Below are 15,218 nucleotides of genomic sequence, written 5' to 3'. Positions count from 1 at the left end.
CTGACATCATTCTAATATGTCTATAAGCAGACTGATCAGAAATATAGCGAAGCCTATCCTTAAGTTGGATTCAAAACGATGGCAATGGTTTTCTAAACCATTTCAGAACAGATGGGTCTCTGGACGAGCAGAGGATGCCACCACTGGCACAAATTCACTGCTTGCAGGGTATATTCCTGTTGCCTTGGTGACAGTAATTGGTGCCCTGATATCATACGGCCTGTTTATCCAGTCAATAAATTGGGAAAAGCAGCAGGTTGAGGTTGCTTTCAAGGAGGCCGCTCAAGACCGAATATTACTGATACAGCGGGAAATCAAGTTTTCATTAGGTATTGTTCGGGATATTGCCAGTTTTATCGAGGCATCGGAGTCCGTAGGTCGCAGAGAGTTCAGAAAGTTCGTTGGGCCAGCGCTAACGAACCATGCCGGTATCAAGGCACTGGTATGGGCGCCCAGGATAGATGCCAAATACTATAACCAATTTCTCAGCTTTGCTCAGAAAAGCTTCCCCCCCTTTCAAATCAGAGAATATGATGCTGTCGGCCTTTTAACTGCTGATCATCCACAACGGGAAGTCTATTATCCCATCCTCTATGTGCAGCCTTATCAAGAAAACAAACAGATGCTGGGTTTGAATATTGATTCTGACACACAAGTACAATCCCTTTTTCAACGCTCGATCAGTGAGAATAAAACACAGATTGACACAAAAAAAATCTACAAGCCTCAAAAATCAGCTACGGGTATTACAATTGTTGTACCGGTTTTTTTAGATAGTGATTCGACACAAATAAGCAGTGAAATGAAAATCCCGCGAGGCTTTGCCCTGGGAATTTTTTTTCTTGGTGACATCGTCGAAAGAGCATTGGATAGCTTAAGGCCCGGATCAGTTGATATACATCTATACCGAGGTAATAAAGGGTCTGAGGGGACTCATCTCTATACCCATTTTTCTCGCATCAGAAACCAGGAACAGTCTGATGTGAGTGCTTATGAAAATCCGGGAATCTCCTATTCACAGAAAATAGAAGTCGAAAACATGACTTGGACCATCCTCTGTGAACCGGCATCGAACCGTTTTGAGATAGAGAACCCGATCAGTTGGGTTATCTTCTTTGGTGGTTTGGCTTTTACAGCCCTTCTCACGATCTACACCGCCAACCTGGTAGGTCGTACTAACCAGATAAGCCTCAAAGTAGCGGAGAGAACTGCTCAGTTACGTTCACTCGTCGAAGAGCTGAACCTTGAAGTGATGGAAAGAAAATATGCTGAGACAGAGTTACAAACCCTGAACGAGACCCTTGAATATCATATCGCCTCCCGCACTGCTGAAGCTGAACGCAGAGCCGAGTATCTGGAACAATTCGCCTATGTAACCTCTCATGATCTGAAGGCACCTTTGAGAGCTGTGAGTAATCTTGCTGAATGGATCGAAGAGGATCTCGAGGATAAACTGGACTCTTCATCTAGAGAGCAACTGGCCCTGCTTCGTGACCGAGTCAGAAGAATGCATGATCTCATAGAGGGCTTATTGGAATATTCAAGAGTAGGCAAAACCTCAGATAATGTGGCCCCGATTGACACCCGTGAACTGATCATGGAGATAACAGACTCACTTTCACCAGAAAAAGGATTCACAATTAAAATCAAAGGCGATATGCCGGTTCTTGTTGCAGACCGTCTGCAGCTGGGGCAAGTCTTCTCCAATTTGATCAGCAACAGCCTGAAGTACCATGGTGGTAAAAAGGGTAAAATTCACATCAGCAGCGAAAAGATTGGTGATTTCTATGAATTTACTGTGCGAGACAACGGTCAAGGCATAGCCCCAGAGTATCACGATAAAATTTTCAAAATGTTTCAGACATTGGAGTCTAGAGATTTTGGTACCAGCACCGGTATTGGCTTAGCACTGGTGAAAAAAATAGTTGTTGAGCATGGAGGTTCCATACGCGTAGAGTCCGCCATTAATGAAGGGGCCAGTTTCACATTCACTTGGCCTTTCAAGGGAACAGAAATCAAACCCAATATCCGTCGTAAATCAGGTGATGCCATATCTATTAAAGCGTCAAGCGAATAGTATACATTCAGGGCTTGAAACATATCTTGGTCAAGGCGTAGCTCATAGAGAATGGTTACGCCCTTCAGGTGGGCCACTCGGTAAATTCGGTAACCCTCGGCCGCAACACCGGGCAAGGGTATGCTTGAAGCCCCTAACAATTTGATTATTATAAAGGCAGGCTCACTGTGGCTGAACGTAAACTATCTGGTCGCCGGGTTAATACTACTTAGAGTAGCAAGCTATGTTGAACAACAACGATTCAATTTTATTAGTTGAAGATGACCGGGTTGATATCATGACGGTACAACGCGTCCTACAGAAAAACAGAGTCTCAAATCCTTTGCATATCGCTCGTACCGGTCGAGAAGCACTGGATATGCTCCGCGGTGAAGCTGGCCAAACAAAAATCGCACCCGCACTTATTCTCCTCGACCTGAATCTGCCAAAAATGAGCGGCATCGAATTTTTACATAAGCTACGTAACGACTCAGGTCTTAAGACACAACGGATAATCGTCCTGACCTCTTCCAACGAGCCTAAAGATAGGGACGCGGCATTTGAATATGATGTTGATGACTATATCGTAAAGCCCCACTCTTTCAGTGAATTTGCCCGAGCAATTGCCACTGTGCTCTCACTTTGGGATTAGTTTCCGCAATTTATAGGATAATTGGCGAGATAAAAGCGCGCAGGAAGCTACCAGATAACGATCTATTGAGATGAAGAGAGATTGTTGCTTTTTCCCCGCGCAGGAACGCGGGAGCAATAAGATGGTGGGTTGTGCAGGGATCGAACCTGCGACCACCTGATTAAAAGTCAGATGCTCTACCGACTGAGCTAACAACCCGAAATTTCGAACGCGCAATACTACCCTAGAATCCCCTTCGAGTGAAGCCCAATTGCATAACAAAATCGACTTTATTCATAAACCTCCTATTCCATCAAATCGACCAGCACTCCTCTAGCCCTCATTTCCTCGGCTCTGGCCTGTACATAGCGTTGAAAATTGGGTTGCTCTAAATAGCTACCGCTCAGCACATACGTCATTGCTGCATGGGTGTGGAAGGTCCTTAAATAGGCTTCGGAGCGAAACACCTCCTGCCCTTGTTGATCGAAGAACAGTAGACTGGGCGCATATTGAATACCCAGGCTTGCTGCCCAATCTGTTGACTTAAGCTCCTCTCCAGCTGGCGTAACCACCGGTTCCGAGGACCAGATGTCCACCACTGCAACATCAAAGCCTTGCATGGTTCTGCTCAATTCCGGTTTGCTGAGAACCTCCTGATGGAGCTCATCACAGGGGGGGCACTGCTTCATCTCCATCAGTACCAGTAAGGGCTTCTCATTTGCTCTGGCGCTCTGACGCAGATCAAGTGGCATCTTCAGATAATCGGGTTCTCGATGCAGCTTGCCACTGGCTACAGTTGGCTGATGAGCCTTTGCATAGTCTCTGTATGATTGCTTTCGCTCCTCCCTGCCGGAGACGTAGTCGAGGGCTGTCATGAATTTGTGGGGAGGATAGTAACCGTTTAGCCGCAATATACTTCTACCCTGCTCATCGAGAAAAATCAGTGTTGGGGTGTATCTCACCTTCAGTTTTTCAGCCAAGGCTTTTTCTGTGGTCTCATTTCCATTGATGCCAGTGACATCACGGTCACCCCACATGTTGATGGCAACCAGTTGAAAGCCCTCCCTGGTCTTATCTACAATCTCTTTAATAGAGAAGTTCTCATTCAGCAGTTTGGCACAATATGGGCAGCCATCCTGGTGGAAATAGAGGATTACCCTTTTACCCACCTCTGCCGCCTCTTCGATATCTTCACCAAGATCGAGAAAAGAGTTTTTGAACCATGCTGGCTTTTCATGGAAACCGGGGTTGACCAACCCCTTATCCAGTCCAGATGATTCATCGGCCCCATGCGAGGGCAATACCATCAATAACAGGGATATCAGTAGTACTGTTCTTGGCATGTTTGACACTCAGAGAAATATTGAAGATTGGGATATTAAAATAGTAGCAAACTTCAAAACCATCTCTATCACTCGCTGCACTATCTCCTGGCTTGAGGAGGAATTTTATTCATATTCAGTAGCTTAACCAGTGACATTTTTTTGTCTCTTTGACTGACCTGGAAAAAACCACCCGGCTAAAATAGCGACACCATTTTGACACCATAGCAACTCAGACATCCTATCTTTTTGTTTTTACTTGCTTTTTATATATTGGCACACAAATCGCATTAGTATCCGTGAGTTTCAGAAGTTTAAGTGAGCAATAAAAATGACTGGTATCTACAGCATACATCAAGACAGCTTAACTCCGGTAAATGGTCCGATCCTGGGTCGCTTGGCCGATGTCGTCAATGATGACGGCACACTTGGTCTGATCATGGAGCTCAGCGGTAAACTGCAGACCACCCTCGAGGTGGACACCCTTATTGAGTTGTTCGCACAAGTTCTGAGTGACCAGTCACTCTACGACAGTCTGCACTACTGCAGCCCTAAAGGTGAATTCGAACTTCAAACAGGCATAACTGAACAGCGCAATAAACTCAGTTATAACCTTAAGGTACTGGATACCGATCTTGGTGTGGTCAATGTCAGTCGCAAAAAGAGATATGAGAAGGGCGAAATCAGCCAGGTCGAGAACCTACTTGCCGCTCTACTCTATCCATTGCGAAATGCTCTGCTTTATCAAGCAGCTATTGAAAGCGCCTTTCTAGACTCCCTCACCGGGGTCAAGAATCGAACCGCTTTTGATTCAAATTTCAGCCGTGAAATCGAACTCAACCGACGTAAAGATTCAGGTCTGTCAGTGATCGTTATGGATATCGACTTTTTCAAACGTATCAATGACCAATATGGTCATGCTGTTGGCGACCTGGTTCTGAAACAGGTAGCAAAAACTATCGAAGAGAGCATTAGAAGCAGTGACGCTCTCTATCGCTATGGTGGTGAAGAATTTGTGGTTGTACTCAATGGAACTGACCAGCTTGGCGCCAATCTTCTTGCGGAAAGGATCAGGGAAAACATTGAGAACTTAAGAATCGAATCTCTGAAAAAGCTACAAGTCACCCTGAGTTTGGGCGTCACCATGATGAGTAGTGGTGATACCACTGAGTCCCTGTTCAAACGTGCAGATAGTGCGCTCTACCAAGCCAAAAATCAGGGCCGTAACCAAGTGATTATGACAAACTGAACACTAATGACTCAGTCACTATTTGCGCCATAGTCACAGATTGATCTAAGTGTACATACATCACACTTGGGCCTGGTCTGACAAATCGATTTTGCGTGAATCACAATCAACGCATGGAACTCGTTAAAAAACCCTTCATCACAATTGAGCTCGCAGGTTGATTTTAGGTTTTGAATGGCCTTTTCGACATTATTCCATGCCGTATTCTGGGTAAGAACCGCTCCAACCATCACTTCAAAATCACTATCTGCAGGCCACCAGTGTTGAGGCCCATATTCAGCCAACAGTTGTTGAAACAAAGCCTCCAAAGAAGCCTTGAGTGAGTTCACTTCTAACGACCACCGCGGGGTTTGGAACGCTTACCCTTCCAGGGACTTGAATCAGACTTACCTGCTGGGCCAGAGTGGCTCTTTTTCTCTCTTGAAAGTTTTTCTCGTGGTGCCTTCTGCCGTGCTGTTTTCGGGCGGGATGAGCGATGCTTAGCAGGTGCGCCTTTGTCCGCAACTTTTCTCCGGCTCGGTGTCAGCCCCGAAATAAGGACTAACTCTTTGATCTCAGAAGGATTCAGATTGCGCCAGCGCCCAATGCTCAAAGCGCTCTCAAGTATTACGCTGCCATAGCGAACCCGCTTCAGACGGTTTACACGACAGCCAACCGCTTCCCACATTCGCCTCACCTCTCGCTGCCGTCCCTCCATGATGACAACGTGAAACCAGCGATTGATCCCCTCCCCACCGGATTCAACGATCTCTTCAAACCGGGCAGGACCATCATCCAGCTCGACACCGTGGGTCAATTGATAGAGTTGCTCTTCTGTGACTTCCCCCATCACCCTGACGGCATACTCACGCTCAACCTGCCGGCTCGGATGCATCAACTGATTGGCAAGTTCCCCGTCGGTGGTCAGCAGCAGCAACCCTGAGGTATTGATATCCAACCGGCCAACTGGAATCCAGCGACCATGCTCCAGTCTCGGCAGTCGCTCGAAGACTGTGCGGCGTCCCTCAGGATCATTCCGGGTCACCAGTTCCCCTTCAGGTTTGTTATAGACCAACACCTCTCTTTGGGGGGTCTCAAGTCTGCGTTTGGCGACCGGTTTGCCATCAACCCGGATGCTATCTTCAGGTAGTACCCTGACGCCGAGTGTGGCGATCTCACCATTAACCTCAACACGCCCCTCAACGATCCACCCCTCAATCTGCCGACGGGAACCCATACCTGCATTAGCCAATACTTTTTGCAGTCGTACACCTACAGGCTCTCTACCTTTATTCATCAATTTCAGACTTCAATGTGGATACCCCGGTATCGGATGCTTCCACCATTTCGGCTTCTGTCTCCGGTATCTCTTCGGAAATCATTTCCTCAGACATCGTGGTAGATTGTTGCAGTTCCTCCTCTTGAGGAATGGTCTCTTCATCCAATAGAGGGGAAACCTCTGGGTCTTCGTCTTCTAAGGCACTATCTGTACTCTCTTTCAGCTCACTCTCGATATCGGCTTCAGCCACTCGTTCCGTCTCTTGATCCTGCGGAGAATCCTCGGAGTGACCATCTTCCACAGGATGAACGCTCTGTTCTGACTGTTCAGAATCGTCATCCATCTCACTGTTATCTGCGTCCTGTTGGGATTGAGCTGACTGCGCTTCATCCAACTTATCCGGATCCTGCAATTCCAGTTCCCGGTTGATTGAGTCGAGATCACGAATTTCAGCCAGAGTCGGTAACTCATTGAGACTTTTTAAATTGAAATAGTCGAGAAACTCTTTGGTGCTGGCGTAGAGCGCCGGTTTTCCAGGCACATCCCGGTGACCAACCACACGTACCCACTCTCTTTCTGTGAGTGTCTTAATGATATTGGTACTGACAGAAACCCCTCTGATATCCTCAATCTCACCCCGTGTTATTGGTTGGCGATAGGCAATCAATGCCAGGGTTTCCAACAGGGCTCGGGAATATTTAGGTGGCCGTTCAACCCAAAGTTTGGATACCCAGGAAGAAAATTCAGAACGAACCTGTATTCGGAAGCCACTTCCCACCTCCGTAACTTCGATACCCCGACCTTGGTACTCCTCCTCCAACTCAGCCATGATCTCGCGCAGCTGCTTCTTTTCCGGTTGCTCATGCTCAGGAAACAGGGAGATAATCTCATCCAGGCTCAAGGGTTTGCCGGCGGCCAGAAGCGCTGCCTCAACAATCTGTTTCAATTTGTTGTTATCGGTCATTTCAAGAAACCTTCGCTTTAGGGCCTGTTAACACTAATTCAATCGACGCTGCTGGGGCTATTTTTTCGTCCAGCAAGGCAGAATGAGCGCAGTGTAGTCATTCTACATGAGCGAATGATAACGCCGCTGGGCGGAAAAATAGCCCCAGCCCTTCGGGTTACGCCTGAAAAAGCGCCACTCGTTGTTGTTCGTCGCTTATTTGGAATAACCAAACTGTGCTCCTCACGCCTAGATTGGCGCTTTTTCAGACGCAACAGCGTCGATTGAATTAGTGTTAACAGGCCCTAACATGAATGGCGGCAAAGGCCTCTGCCTGCACCAATTCGATGAGCGATGCTTTAATCAATTCCAAAACTGCCAGGAAGGTAACCACTACTCCCAAGCGGCCCTCCACAATATCAAACAATTCGGTGAAGCTGACAAACTGCTCGCCATCGATCCGCTCTAACACATGAGACATCTTCTCGCGAACAGAAAGCGGCTCCTTCTCAACCCGGTGACTGGTGAACATATCAGCGCGATGCAGAACATCCGACAGTGCAGACATTATCTCACGCAAGGAGACATCAGGCTCCTGGGCCTCAACATGACGATCAACCAATTCAGCATGCGCTTGAAAGGTGTCCCTGGTCATGTGTTCCAATCCATCCAGATCCTCTGCAGCCTGCTTATAGCGCTCATACTCCTGTAGTCGCCGGATCAGTTCTGCTCTGGGATCTTCAACATCCTCCTCTTCACTCACCGTTCGCGGCAACAACATGCGGGATTTGATCTCGGCCAACATAGCGGCCATCACCAGATACTCCGCAGCCAATTCAAGCCGTAGCTCATTCATCATTTCGATGTAACTGACGTATTGTTGGGTGATTTCCAGAATCGGTATATCGAGAATATCGAGATTCTGACGTCTGATCAGATAGAGCAACAGATCCAGAGGCCCCTCAAAAGCATCAAGAAAAACCTCAAGTGCATCGGGAGGGATATAGAGATCAGTTGGCGGTGTCGCCAAAGGCTCACCCATCACCACAGCAAAAGGCATCTCCTCCTGCTCAGGGTGGTGATGAGGATGGTTTTCAGTAGGTTCCATGGCGGGGCATTATATGTTTTTGATTCCTCTAAATCCGAGCCTGCTATCTCAGACTCTGCAATGACATGACCTGTCGAACTTCCCGCATCGTCTCCTGGGCCACTGACCTGGCCTTTTCGGAGCCTTGTTCAATAATACCCTTCACCAGCTCAGGTTGGGCCTCAAATTCTGCCGCCCGTGCCTGAATTGGTTTAAGTTCATCCAAAACCGATTCGATAACAGGTGCCTTACACTCAAGACAACCAATGCCTGCAGTCGTACAACCCTGCTGAACCCACTGACGGGTCCCCTCATCAGAATAGACCAGATGAAACTGCCACACCGGGCACTTTTCCGGATCTCCAGGATCTGTGCGGCGTACCCGTTGGGTATCTGTAGGCATACGTTTCAGTCTATTTTCAACTTCAGCTGGATCATCACGCAGCGCCAGGGTGTTGGCATAGGATTTCGACATCTTCTGTCCATCCAGCCCGGGCATCTTTGAGGCCTTGGTCAAAAGAGGCTGAGGTTCAGCCAGAATCACCCGTCCGCTCCCCTCAAGATAGCCCATCAGGCGTTCTCGTTCTTCTGCATTGATGTTCTGCTGAGCAGCCAGCAGTTCCTGCCCTTTCAGCAGTGCCTCACCATCCCCCTGCTCTTGATAGGCTCTCTTTAACTGGTCGAACTGTTTTGCCGCCTTCTTGCCCATCTTCTTGCGCGCAGCTTCAGCCTGGGCTTCGAAATCAGGGCCACGACCATAGATATGGTTGAAGCGTCGAGCAACTTCTCGCGTAAGCTCAACATGGGCCACCTGATCCTCTCCGACCGGCACCTGAGAAGCACGATAGATAAGGATGTCCGCAGATTGCAGCAAGGGGTAGCCGAGAAAGCCGTAGGTGGCCAGATCCTTCTCTTTCAACTTCTCCTGCTGATCTTTGTAGCTGGGTACCCGCTCAAGCCAGCCCAGGGGGGTGATCATTGAGAGTAACAGGTGCAATTCCGCATGCTCTGGCACCATGGACTGAATAAAAAGGGTTGCAGACTCACTGTCCACCCCGGCTGCCAGCCAGTCGATCACCATATCCCAAATACTGCCCGGAATTACACTCGGGTCATCGTAGTGGGTTGTCAATGCATGCCAGTCAGCGACGAAAAAATAGCACTCATATTGATCTTGCAATGCCAGCCAGTTCTTAAGAACCCCATGATAATGTCCAAGATGCAGGCGCCCGGTTGGACGCATACCAGATAGCACTCGGTTTGCACTTAGTGGCTGATTCAAAACTAGCTCCTTACGGGACTGAGAATGACAGGAATAAGCTGATTAACAATGTCACTTGCAGGCAGAATCTTGATCGTCAAACCGACCAATGGCCAGAGTACAAACCCAAGAATGCCGGTGACAAGTAATACCAATACGATGACAAGCCCATAAGACTCGAGACGAGAAAAGATCTGGGCCTGTTTTGCCGGTAGTAGAGAGAATAGTACCCGTCCTCCATCCAGAGGGGGAATTGGCATCAGATTCAGCACCATCAATACGGCATTGATCAAGACCCCAGCCACTGCCATCAATACCAGAGGCACGCCCAACCACTCGAAATGCTGTAGAGACAGGGCACCGGCGTAGACCAATATTGCCCAGATCACTGCCATCAACAGATTCGCAGCTGGTCCTGCCAGAGCCACCAGCCCCATATCCCGCTTTGGATTATTGAGATTATTCCAGTTGACAGGAACCGGCTTGGCCCAGCCGAACATAAAACCGGTAAGCAGATAGGCGCCAAGAGGAACCAAAATAGTGCCCACGAGATCGATGTGTTTTATTGGATTGAGGGTCACCCTTCCCAACATCTCAGCGGTTTTATCCCCCAGACGTTTGGCCATCCACCCATGAGCTGCTTCATGCACAGTGATTGCGAATATCATCGGCAATACAAAAATTGCCAGCTTTTGAATGAGACTGAGACCTTCCATCGGAAAATTATACCTCGAACAGAGAAGTGTCGCCTTTTCCTGCACGGACGACCTCAGGCTGATGGTCTGTCATAACCACCACCGTGGTAGGCTCTAAACCACAATAGCCCCCATCGATGATCAGATCCACATGATGATCCAATAGGCCCCGCATCTCATAGGGATCGGTGAGGGGCATCTCATCTCCCGGCATGATCAGGGTAGTACTCATGATCGGTTCCCCTAGCTCCTGCAGCAATGCACTGACGATCTCATTGTCGGGAACACGTATACCGATCGTCTTGCGTTTAGGATGCATTAGACGTCTAGGTACCTGTTTGGTTGCCTTATGGATGAAGGTATAAGGGCCAGGGGTAAGGTTCTTCAGCAGTCGGTAATCCTGGTTATCGATCTTGGCATAGTTGGAAATTTCGGTCAGATCCCGGCATACCAGGGTAAAGTTGTGTGAATCGTCGACTTTACGAATACGCCGAATACGCTCCATAGCGCTTTTGTCACCGATATGGCAACCGAGGGCATAACTCGAATCGGTAGGATAGATCACCAGGCCGCCATCACGAATGATAGCCACCGATTGTTTAATCAAACGGGACTGGGGATTATCCGGATGTATCTGAAAAAACTGCGCCATACTAAGATCCAGCCTAAGCCAACTCGCATTGACGATCAGTCTGTTGAGGCAGATTCCAGTGACTCCAGATGGGCTGACAACTATCGGGCAGCTTTGGCAAACGACCCAGCTCCAGCCAGGGCGTCTCCGGAGAGTGGAAATCTGATCCGGCAGAAGCCTTCAAACCAAAATCTTTGGCGTGTTTAGCCATGGTGAAGTAATCATCCCGGCTATGGCTGCCAGACACGACTTCAAGAGCGTCTCCTTTTAACTCCACGAAGTCCCTGAATAGTCTGCGTAATTTAGAGCGGGTCATTCTGTAGCGTGCGGGATGAGCGATCACCGCCTCGCCACCTGCCGAGTGTATCCAATTGACAGCCTCTTCCAAAGAGGCCCAATCCCCGCTCACATGACCAGGTTTTCCATTCACCAGATAGCGTTTAAAAACCTTTCGCTCGTCATCCACCACACCACTTTTAACCAGAAAACGTGCAAAATGTGTACGGCCAATTAAATTACCTTCAGCAAATCCAGAGGCACCTTCATAAGCCCCATGGATACCCGCCTTTTCAAGCTTCTCTGCAATCTCTCTGGCCCGCCACTCCCGAAATGCTCTCAGGCGGCCAAGCCCTTCACTCAGCAGAGGACTCTCTGGATCTACATTCAGCCCTACCACATGTACAGTTTGTTGATTCCAGGTGACTGAGACTTCCACGCCTGGAATCAGTATCAAGCCACAGGTCTGAGCAGTCCGGTGGGCCTCATCTATGCCTGCAGTGGTATCATGATCGGTCAATGCCAATACTTTGACCCCAGCCTCCGCTGCACGCAGCACCAGCTCTCGGGGCGGAAGTGTCCCGTCCGAAGCTGTGGAGTGGCTATGTAGGTCGTATAAGCAGAACATGGGGGCGGATTGTACCCATTGTCCTGCCTCACGGATAGAGAAATCATTAATCTGTAACCTTCTCTTATTTCCTGATGCTATGGGTAAGAAAAAATTCAAATTGCAGATATTGATCACAACAACTGACAGACGCTCTTAGAACAGCCTGATACAATTGGCGCCATGCTATTTCACAACCTTACTCTTGATACAATCAACAGCCGTTTCGAAGAGATTGCAGCCACTGTTATCAACAGTGGCCGAACCAGTATCCCTGTCGATCCGGAACGTTCTCCTGCAGCACTTCGGGATGCCATGCATCGCCTGGTTGAAATCCTGCAACTTGTCGATAAACAATCGAAAAGTGGTGATAACGACCCCCTCTCAAGTGATGAATTGAATGAACTAGGGGATTATGGCATCAATCTGCTGATGGACTTTTCTGCCCTGGCAACTGATCTCAAACTAACCGAAGTGAGTCATGAATTTGAGGATCTCTCCCTACCCCTGGCACTTTGGCTGGGACGCCATCTGGGACAGATCAGGACAATCGAACCAATAGTCAATGCATTGGCACGGCTTGCCAACACCTATAGCGAAACAGCCGAACTTGAGCAGCTCTATGAGGTGGCGCAAGAACTTCTGCAGGCCATAGCCCCTGAACTTAAAACCGGCAAAAGCGGAAGTACCTCATCAGAACCATGGCGTATTTTATTGATTAACCAGGCAATTATTGCCACCCGCAGCCACCAACCAGGACTGATCGATAGCGCCTATGAAACACTCACAAGATACATACCTGATGAGGCACCCAATTTTTTTAAGGAAGGAATGACCCAGATGGATGCCCTTAATTACCCGCAACAGGTACGAGAAGTCGTTGAAAAGTATTACAATCTCTGGCGCTTACCCAGAACATTGCATTAATAATCAATTTGAGATCGCATCAAAGCTGCTCACACATTAGGTTTAACCACAGATTCCAATATGAAATTTCTCGTAGACTTCTTTCCCGTCATCCTGTTTTTTATTGCCTATAAGCTGTATGGCATCTATATCGCCACAGGGGTCGCTATCGCCTCGTCGGTAATCCAGGTCGGCTATGGTTGGTTTCGTAAGGGCCATGTTGAGAAAATGCATCTGATCACCCTCGCTATATTGGTGGTGTTCGGAGGATTAACCATCCTATTGCAGGATCGCACCTTTATCATGTGGAAGCCGTCAGTGATCAACTGGCTATTTGGACTTGTCTTCCTGGGCAGTCTGTTTATTGGTAAAAAACCTATAGTTCAGCGCATGATGGAGAGTGCTATCGATGTACCCACACCCATCTGGAAACGGCTCAATCTATTCTGGGGACTCTTTTTCATCATCTTGGGATTCCTGAATCTCTACGTGGCAAGTGACTTCTTCGCCGCTGAGCAGTTACTCATCGATACCACCGGCTTGCAACAAATCGACTTCGATAATTGTCACACTCAGTTTCAGGGGAATGAACTGGAGATGTGTCATACTGCCCACGCCTTGGAAGAGAGCTGGGTCAATTTCAAACTGTTTGGCATGATGGGGCTGACGCTGGGCTTTGTTATTCTGCAGGCCTTCTATCTTGCCCGCCATCTGCGCGAACCTGAACTAAAAGCTGAGGAGAAGTGAGTGCTGTACGCCATCATCGCTGAAGATCGTGAAGACAGTCTTGAGCAACGCCTGAAAATACGTCCGGATCATGTGCAGCGGCTACAGCTGCTACAAAGCGAGGGGAGACTCCTTCTGGCCGGTCCCCACCCGGCGATTGATGCAGAAGATCCCGGTCCTGCAGGTTTTTCAGGCAGCCTGATCGTGGCGGAGTTTGACACCCTCGAAAGCGCTAAAATGTGGGCCGATGAGGATCCTTATATAAAAGCGGGTGTCTATGCACGGGTCATAGTTAAACCCTTCAAAAAAGTACTGCCGTAAACGTTACGGAATAAATAGTTAATAATCACCACAAGGTAAGATCAAAGATGAAAAAACAGATAATTCTGGCTGCACTCTGCAGCGCTGGACTGGTTGTAGGTTGTAACCAACCTTCTGAGACTGAGCCGACTGCAGTCGCTGCAGCGGAATCACAACGTTCTGCCACGCTGCCAGCGAAAACAGAAGCCGGTTCTGCCGATATGGATCTAAACACCCTGCTGACGGTGAACGGTAAGCCTGTGACCAGAGCCATGTACAGCCTCTACTTCCAGGACAGGATGCGTGGTGTTCCCGATGCGAAGACCTCACCTGAGATGCAAATGGGCGTACTCAATGAGTTAGCCAATATCCTGATCGTGTCACAAGAGGCTGAAAAGTCCGGTTTGCTGGAGCGTGAAGATGTCGCCGCTTCTCTCGAACTTCTGAAAGCGAAACTGCTGACACAGGTTGCCATACAGGAGCATGCCAATAATAAAAAACCATCCGATGAAGAGATTCAGAAAGTCTATGATGCTGACTTTGCCAACCAATCCAATACTGAATACAAAGCCAGACACATCCTGGTAAAAGAGGAAGATGAGGCAAAATCACTGATTAAGAAGTTGGATGGAGGCGGTGATTTCGCCGAGTTGGCCAAAGAGCACTCCACAGGCCCTACTGGTAAAAACGGTGGCGATCTGGGATGGTTTGATGCGGGACAGATGGTTAAGCCATTTGGCGATGCGCTGGCCTCCATGGAGAAGGGTAAATATTCAGAAGCCCCGGTTAAGACCGATTTTGGCTGGCATGTAATTCTGTTGGAGGATAGCCGTCAGAGTGAAGCACCTACCCTGGAGAGTGTACGCGGTAAAATTACGACTGCACTACAGCAAAAATCCCTCACCGACTATATGCAGGGACTGCGTGATTCCAGTGAATTGGTATTCAATGAGAAAAATGCGCAGCCTGCCCCTGAAGCCAGCAAGGGCGAGCCTGCAGTAGAAGAACAGGCTGCTGAGTCAGCGGCAGATGCGCCAGCTGCTGAGCCTGCTAGTGCTGATACTGAAGAGAAAAAGGAAGGCGGTGAGTAATTTTGATGTCAGGTCTCACTCCTGCTCAAAGAGGGTGCTGTAAAAGCAAGTCGCGAAAATTCGCAGATAGGTTTTGAGCGCATTACTGTAGCCTGGATGAAGCGTAGCGGAATCCGGGGAAAGATGCAGGTTATCCTGTTTTTGCTGCAGTCCGGTTTAGTGGTTTGGATGACTCTGTA

Annotated in this window: 15 protein-coding genes, 1 tRNA gene and 1 pseudogene; 7 read left to right on the top strand and 10 right to left on the bottom strand. The window is 48.5% G+C overall.

Features of this window, described 5'->3' with window-relative positions:
- Positions 1–16: 16 nt before the first annotated feature.
- Positions 17–2,077 carry an ATP-binding protein gene (locus tag AC4IE7_RS01705; RefSeq protein WP_490775069.1) on the top strand — a complete coding sequence of 687 codons (2,061 nt, stop codon included), beginning with the start codon at positions 17–19 and terminating at the stop codon, positions 2,075–2,077.
- Positions 2,078–2,300: 223 nt separating this feature from the next.
- Positions 2,301–2,708 carry a response regulator gene (locus AC4IE7_RS01700; RefSeq protein ID WP_490775068.1) on the top strand — a complete coding sequence of 136 codons (408 nt, stop codon included), beginning with the start codon at positions 2,301–2,303 and terminating at the stop codon, positions 2,706–2,708.
- Positions 2,709–2,830: 122 nt separating this feature from the next.
- Here the strand turns inward: AC4IE7_RS01700 and AC4IE7_RS01695 are convergent.
- Positions 2,831–2,906, bottom strand: a tRNA-Lys gene (locus AC4IE7_RS01695).
- Between the two features lie 86 nt (positions 2,907–2,992).
- A complete protein-coding gene (locus AC4IE7_RS01690; RefSeq protein ID WP_490775067.1) occupies positions 2,993–4,030 on the bottom strand; it encodes a thioredoxin family protein in 1,038 nt (345 codons plus the stop codon).
- Positions 4,031–4,340: 310 nt separating this feature from the next.
- Here AC4IE7_RS01690 and AC4IE7_RS01685 point away from each other — a divergent pair, with 310 nt between their 5' ends.
- Positions 4,341–5,258 carry a GGDEF domain-containing protein gene (locus tag AC4IE7_RS01685; RefSeq protein ID WP_490775066.1) on the top strand — a complete coding sequence of 306 codons (918 nt, stop codon included), beginning with the start codon at positions 4,341–4,343 and terminating at the stop codon, positions 5,256–5,258.
- Positions 5,259–5,416: 158 nt separating this feature from the next.
- Here the strand turns inward: AC4IE7_RS01685 and AC4IE7_RS01680 are convergent.
- From AC4IE7_RS01680 to AC4IE7_RS01645, 8 genes and pseudogenes are all read right to left on the bottom strand, one after another.
- A pseudogene (locus AC4IE7_RS01680) lies at positions 5,417–5,566 on the bottom strand (endonuclease); the annotation flags it as partial.
- 23 nt (positions 5,567–5,589) lie between these two features.
- A complete protein-coding gene (rluB, locus tag AC4IE7_RS01675) occupies positions 5,590–6,534 on the bottom strand; it encodes a 23S rRNA pseudouridine(2605) synthase RluB (protein WP_490775065.1) in 945 nt (314 codons plus the stop codon).
- Positions 6,527–7,480 (bottom strand): SMC-Scp complex subunit ScpB, encoded by a 954-nt coding sequence (scpB, locus tag AC4IE7_RS01670; protein WP_490775064.1) that lies wholly within the window; start codon positions 7,478–7,480, stop codon positions 6,527–6,529. The genes rluB and scpB overlap by 8 nt, the downstream gene beginning before the upstream one ends.
- 274 nt (positions 7,481–7,754) lie before the next feature.
- Complete coding sequence (locus AC4IE7_RS01665) at positions 7,755–8,567, bottom strand: segregation and condensation protein A (RefSeq protein WP_490775063.1); 813 nt, start codon at positions 8,565–8,567, stop codon at positions 7,755–7,757.
- 43 nt (positions 8,568–8,610) lie between these two features.
- The gene (locus AC4IE7_RS01660; protein WP_490775062.1) at positions 8,611–9,828 is read right to left on the bottom strand and encodes a tryptophan--tRNA ligase; all 1,218 of its coding nucleotides are present in this window, start codon (positions 9,826–9,828) and stop codon (positions 8,611–8,613) included.
- 2 nt (positions 9,829–9,830) lie between these two features.
- The gene (locus AC4IE7_RS01655; RefSeq protein WP_490775061.1) at positions 9,831–10,523 is read right to left on the bottom strand and encodes a site-2 protease family protein; all 693 of its coding nucleotides are present in this window, start codon (positions 10,521–10,523) and stop codon (positions 9,831–9,833) included.
- A 7-nt stretch (positions 10,524–10,530) separates the two neighbouring features.
- Positions 10,531–11,154 carry an L-threonylcarbamoyladenylate synthase gene (locus tag AC4IE7_RS01650; protein WP_490775060.1) on the bottom strand — a complete coding sequence of 208 codons (624 nt, stop codon included), beginning with the start codon at positions 11,152–11,154 and terminating at the stop codon, positions 10,531–10,533.
- 13 nt (positions 11,155–11,167) lie between these two features.
- Positions 11,168–12,037, bottom strand: a complete 870-nt coding sequence (locus tag AC4IE7_RS01645) for a PHP domain-containing protein (protein WP_490775059.1) — start codon at positions 12,035–12,037, stop codon at positions 11,168–11,170.
- Between the two features lie 162 nt (positions 12,038–12,199).
- Here AC4IE7_RS01645 and AC4IE7_RS01640 point away from each other — a divergent pair, with 162 nt between their 5' ends.
- Genes AC4IE7_RS01640 through AC4IE7_RS01625 form a run of 4 tightly spaced genes read left to right on the top strand, consistent with a single transcriptional unit; the run spans position 12,200 to position 15,039 of the window.
- Entirely contained in the window at positions 12,200–12,943 is a 744-nt protein-coding gene (locus AC4IE7_RS01640) for a hypothetical protein (RefSeq protein ID WP_490775058.1), read from the top strand.
- Positions 12,944–13,003: 60 nt separating this feature from the next.
- Positions 13,004–13,669: a septation protein A gene (locus AC4IE7_RS01635; RefSeq protein ID WP_490775057.1), complete on the top strand. Its 666-nt coding sequence runs from the start codon at positions 13,004–13,006 to the stop codon at positions 13,667–13,669.
- Positions 13,670–13,969 carry a YciI family protein gene (locus AC4IE7_RS01630; RefSeq protein ID WP_490775056.1) on the top strand — a complete coding sequence of 100 codons (300 nt, stop codon included), beginning with the start codon at positions 13,670–13,672 and terminating at the stop codon, positions 13,967–13,969.
- 47 nt (positions 13,970–14,016) lie between these two features.
- Positions 14,017–15,039: a peptidylprolyl isomerase gene (locus AC4IE7_RS01625; RefSeq protein WP_490775055.1), complete on the top strand. Its 1,023-nt coding sequence runs from the start codon at positions 14,017–14,019 to the stop codon at positions 15,037–15,039.
- The last annotated feature ends 179 nt before the right edge of the window (positions 15,040–15,218 follow it).

It is taken from the genome of Candidatus Thiodiazotropha sp. AKAK3 (assembly GCF_058244645.1).
Note: the sequence above shows the minus strand (reverse complement) of the source record. Positions and strands in the feature narration are given on the sequence as shown.

Excerpts from the sequence above, each read along its gene's own strand:
- AC4IE7_RS01705 (WP_490775069.1), top strand. The coding sequence starts at position 17 with ATGTCTATAAGCAGACTGATCAGAAATATAGCGAAGCCTATCCTTAAG.
- AC4IE7_RS01700 (WP_490775068.1), top strand. The coding sequence starts at position 2,301 with ATGTTGAACAACAACGATTCAATTTTATTAGTTGAAGATGACCGGGTT.
- AC4IE7_RS01690 (WP_490775067.1), bottom strand. The coding sequence starts at position 4,030 with ATGCCAAGAACAGTACTACTGATATCCCTGTTATTGATGGTATTGCCC.
- AC4IE7_RS01685 (WP_490775066.1), top strand. The coding sequence starts at position 4,341 with ATGACTGGTATCTACAGCATACATCAAGACAGCTTAACTCCGGTAAAT.
- rluB (WP_490775065.1), bottom strand. The coding sequence starts at position 6,534 with ATGAATAAAGGTAGAGAGCCTGTAGGTGTACGACTGCAAAAAGTATTG.
- scpB (WP_490775064.1), bottom strand. The coding sequence starts at position 7,480 with ATGACCGATAACAACAAATTGAAACAGATTGTTGAGGCAGCGCTTCTG.
- AC4IE7_RS01665 (WP_490775063.1), bottom strand. The coding sequence starts at position 8,567 with ATGGAACCTACTGAAAACCATCCTCATCACCACCCTGAGCAGGAGGAG.
- AC4IE7_RS01655 (WP_490775061.1), bottom strand. The coding sequence starts at position 10,523 with ATGGAAGGTCTCAGTCTCATTCAAAAGCTGGCAATTTTTGTATTGCCG.
- AC4IE7_RS01650 (WP_490775060.1), bottom strand. The coding sequence starts at position 11,154 with ATGGCGCAGTTTTTTCAGATACATCCGGATAATCCCCAGTCCCGTTTG.
- AC4IE7_RS01645 (WP_490775059.1), bottom strand. The coding sequence starts at position 12,037 with ATGTTCTGCTTATACGACCTACATAGCCACTCCACAGCTTCGGACGGG.
- AC4IE7_RS01640 (WP_490775058.1), top strand. The coding sequence starts at position 12,200 with ATGCTATTTCACAACCTTACTCTTGATACAATCAACAGCCGTTTCGAA.
- AC4IE7_RS01635 (WP_490775057.1), top strand. The coding sequence starts at position 13,004 with ATGAAATTTCTCGTAGACTTCTTTCCCGTCATCCTGTTTTTTATTGCC.
- AC4IE7_RS01625 (WP_490775055.1), top strand. The coding sequence starts at position 14,017 with ATGAAAAAACAGATAATTCTGGCTGCACTCTGCAGCGCTGGACTGGTT.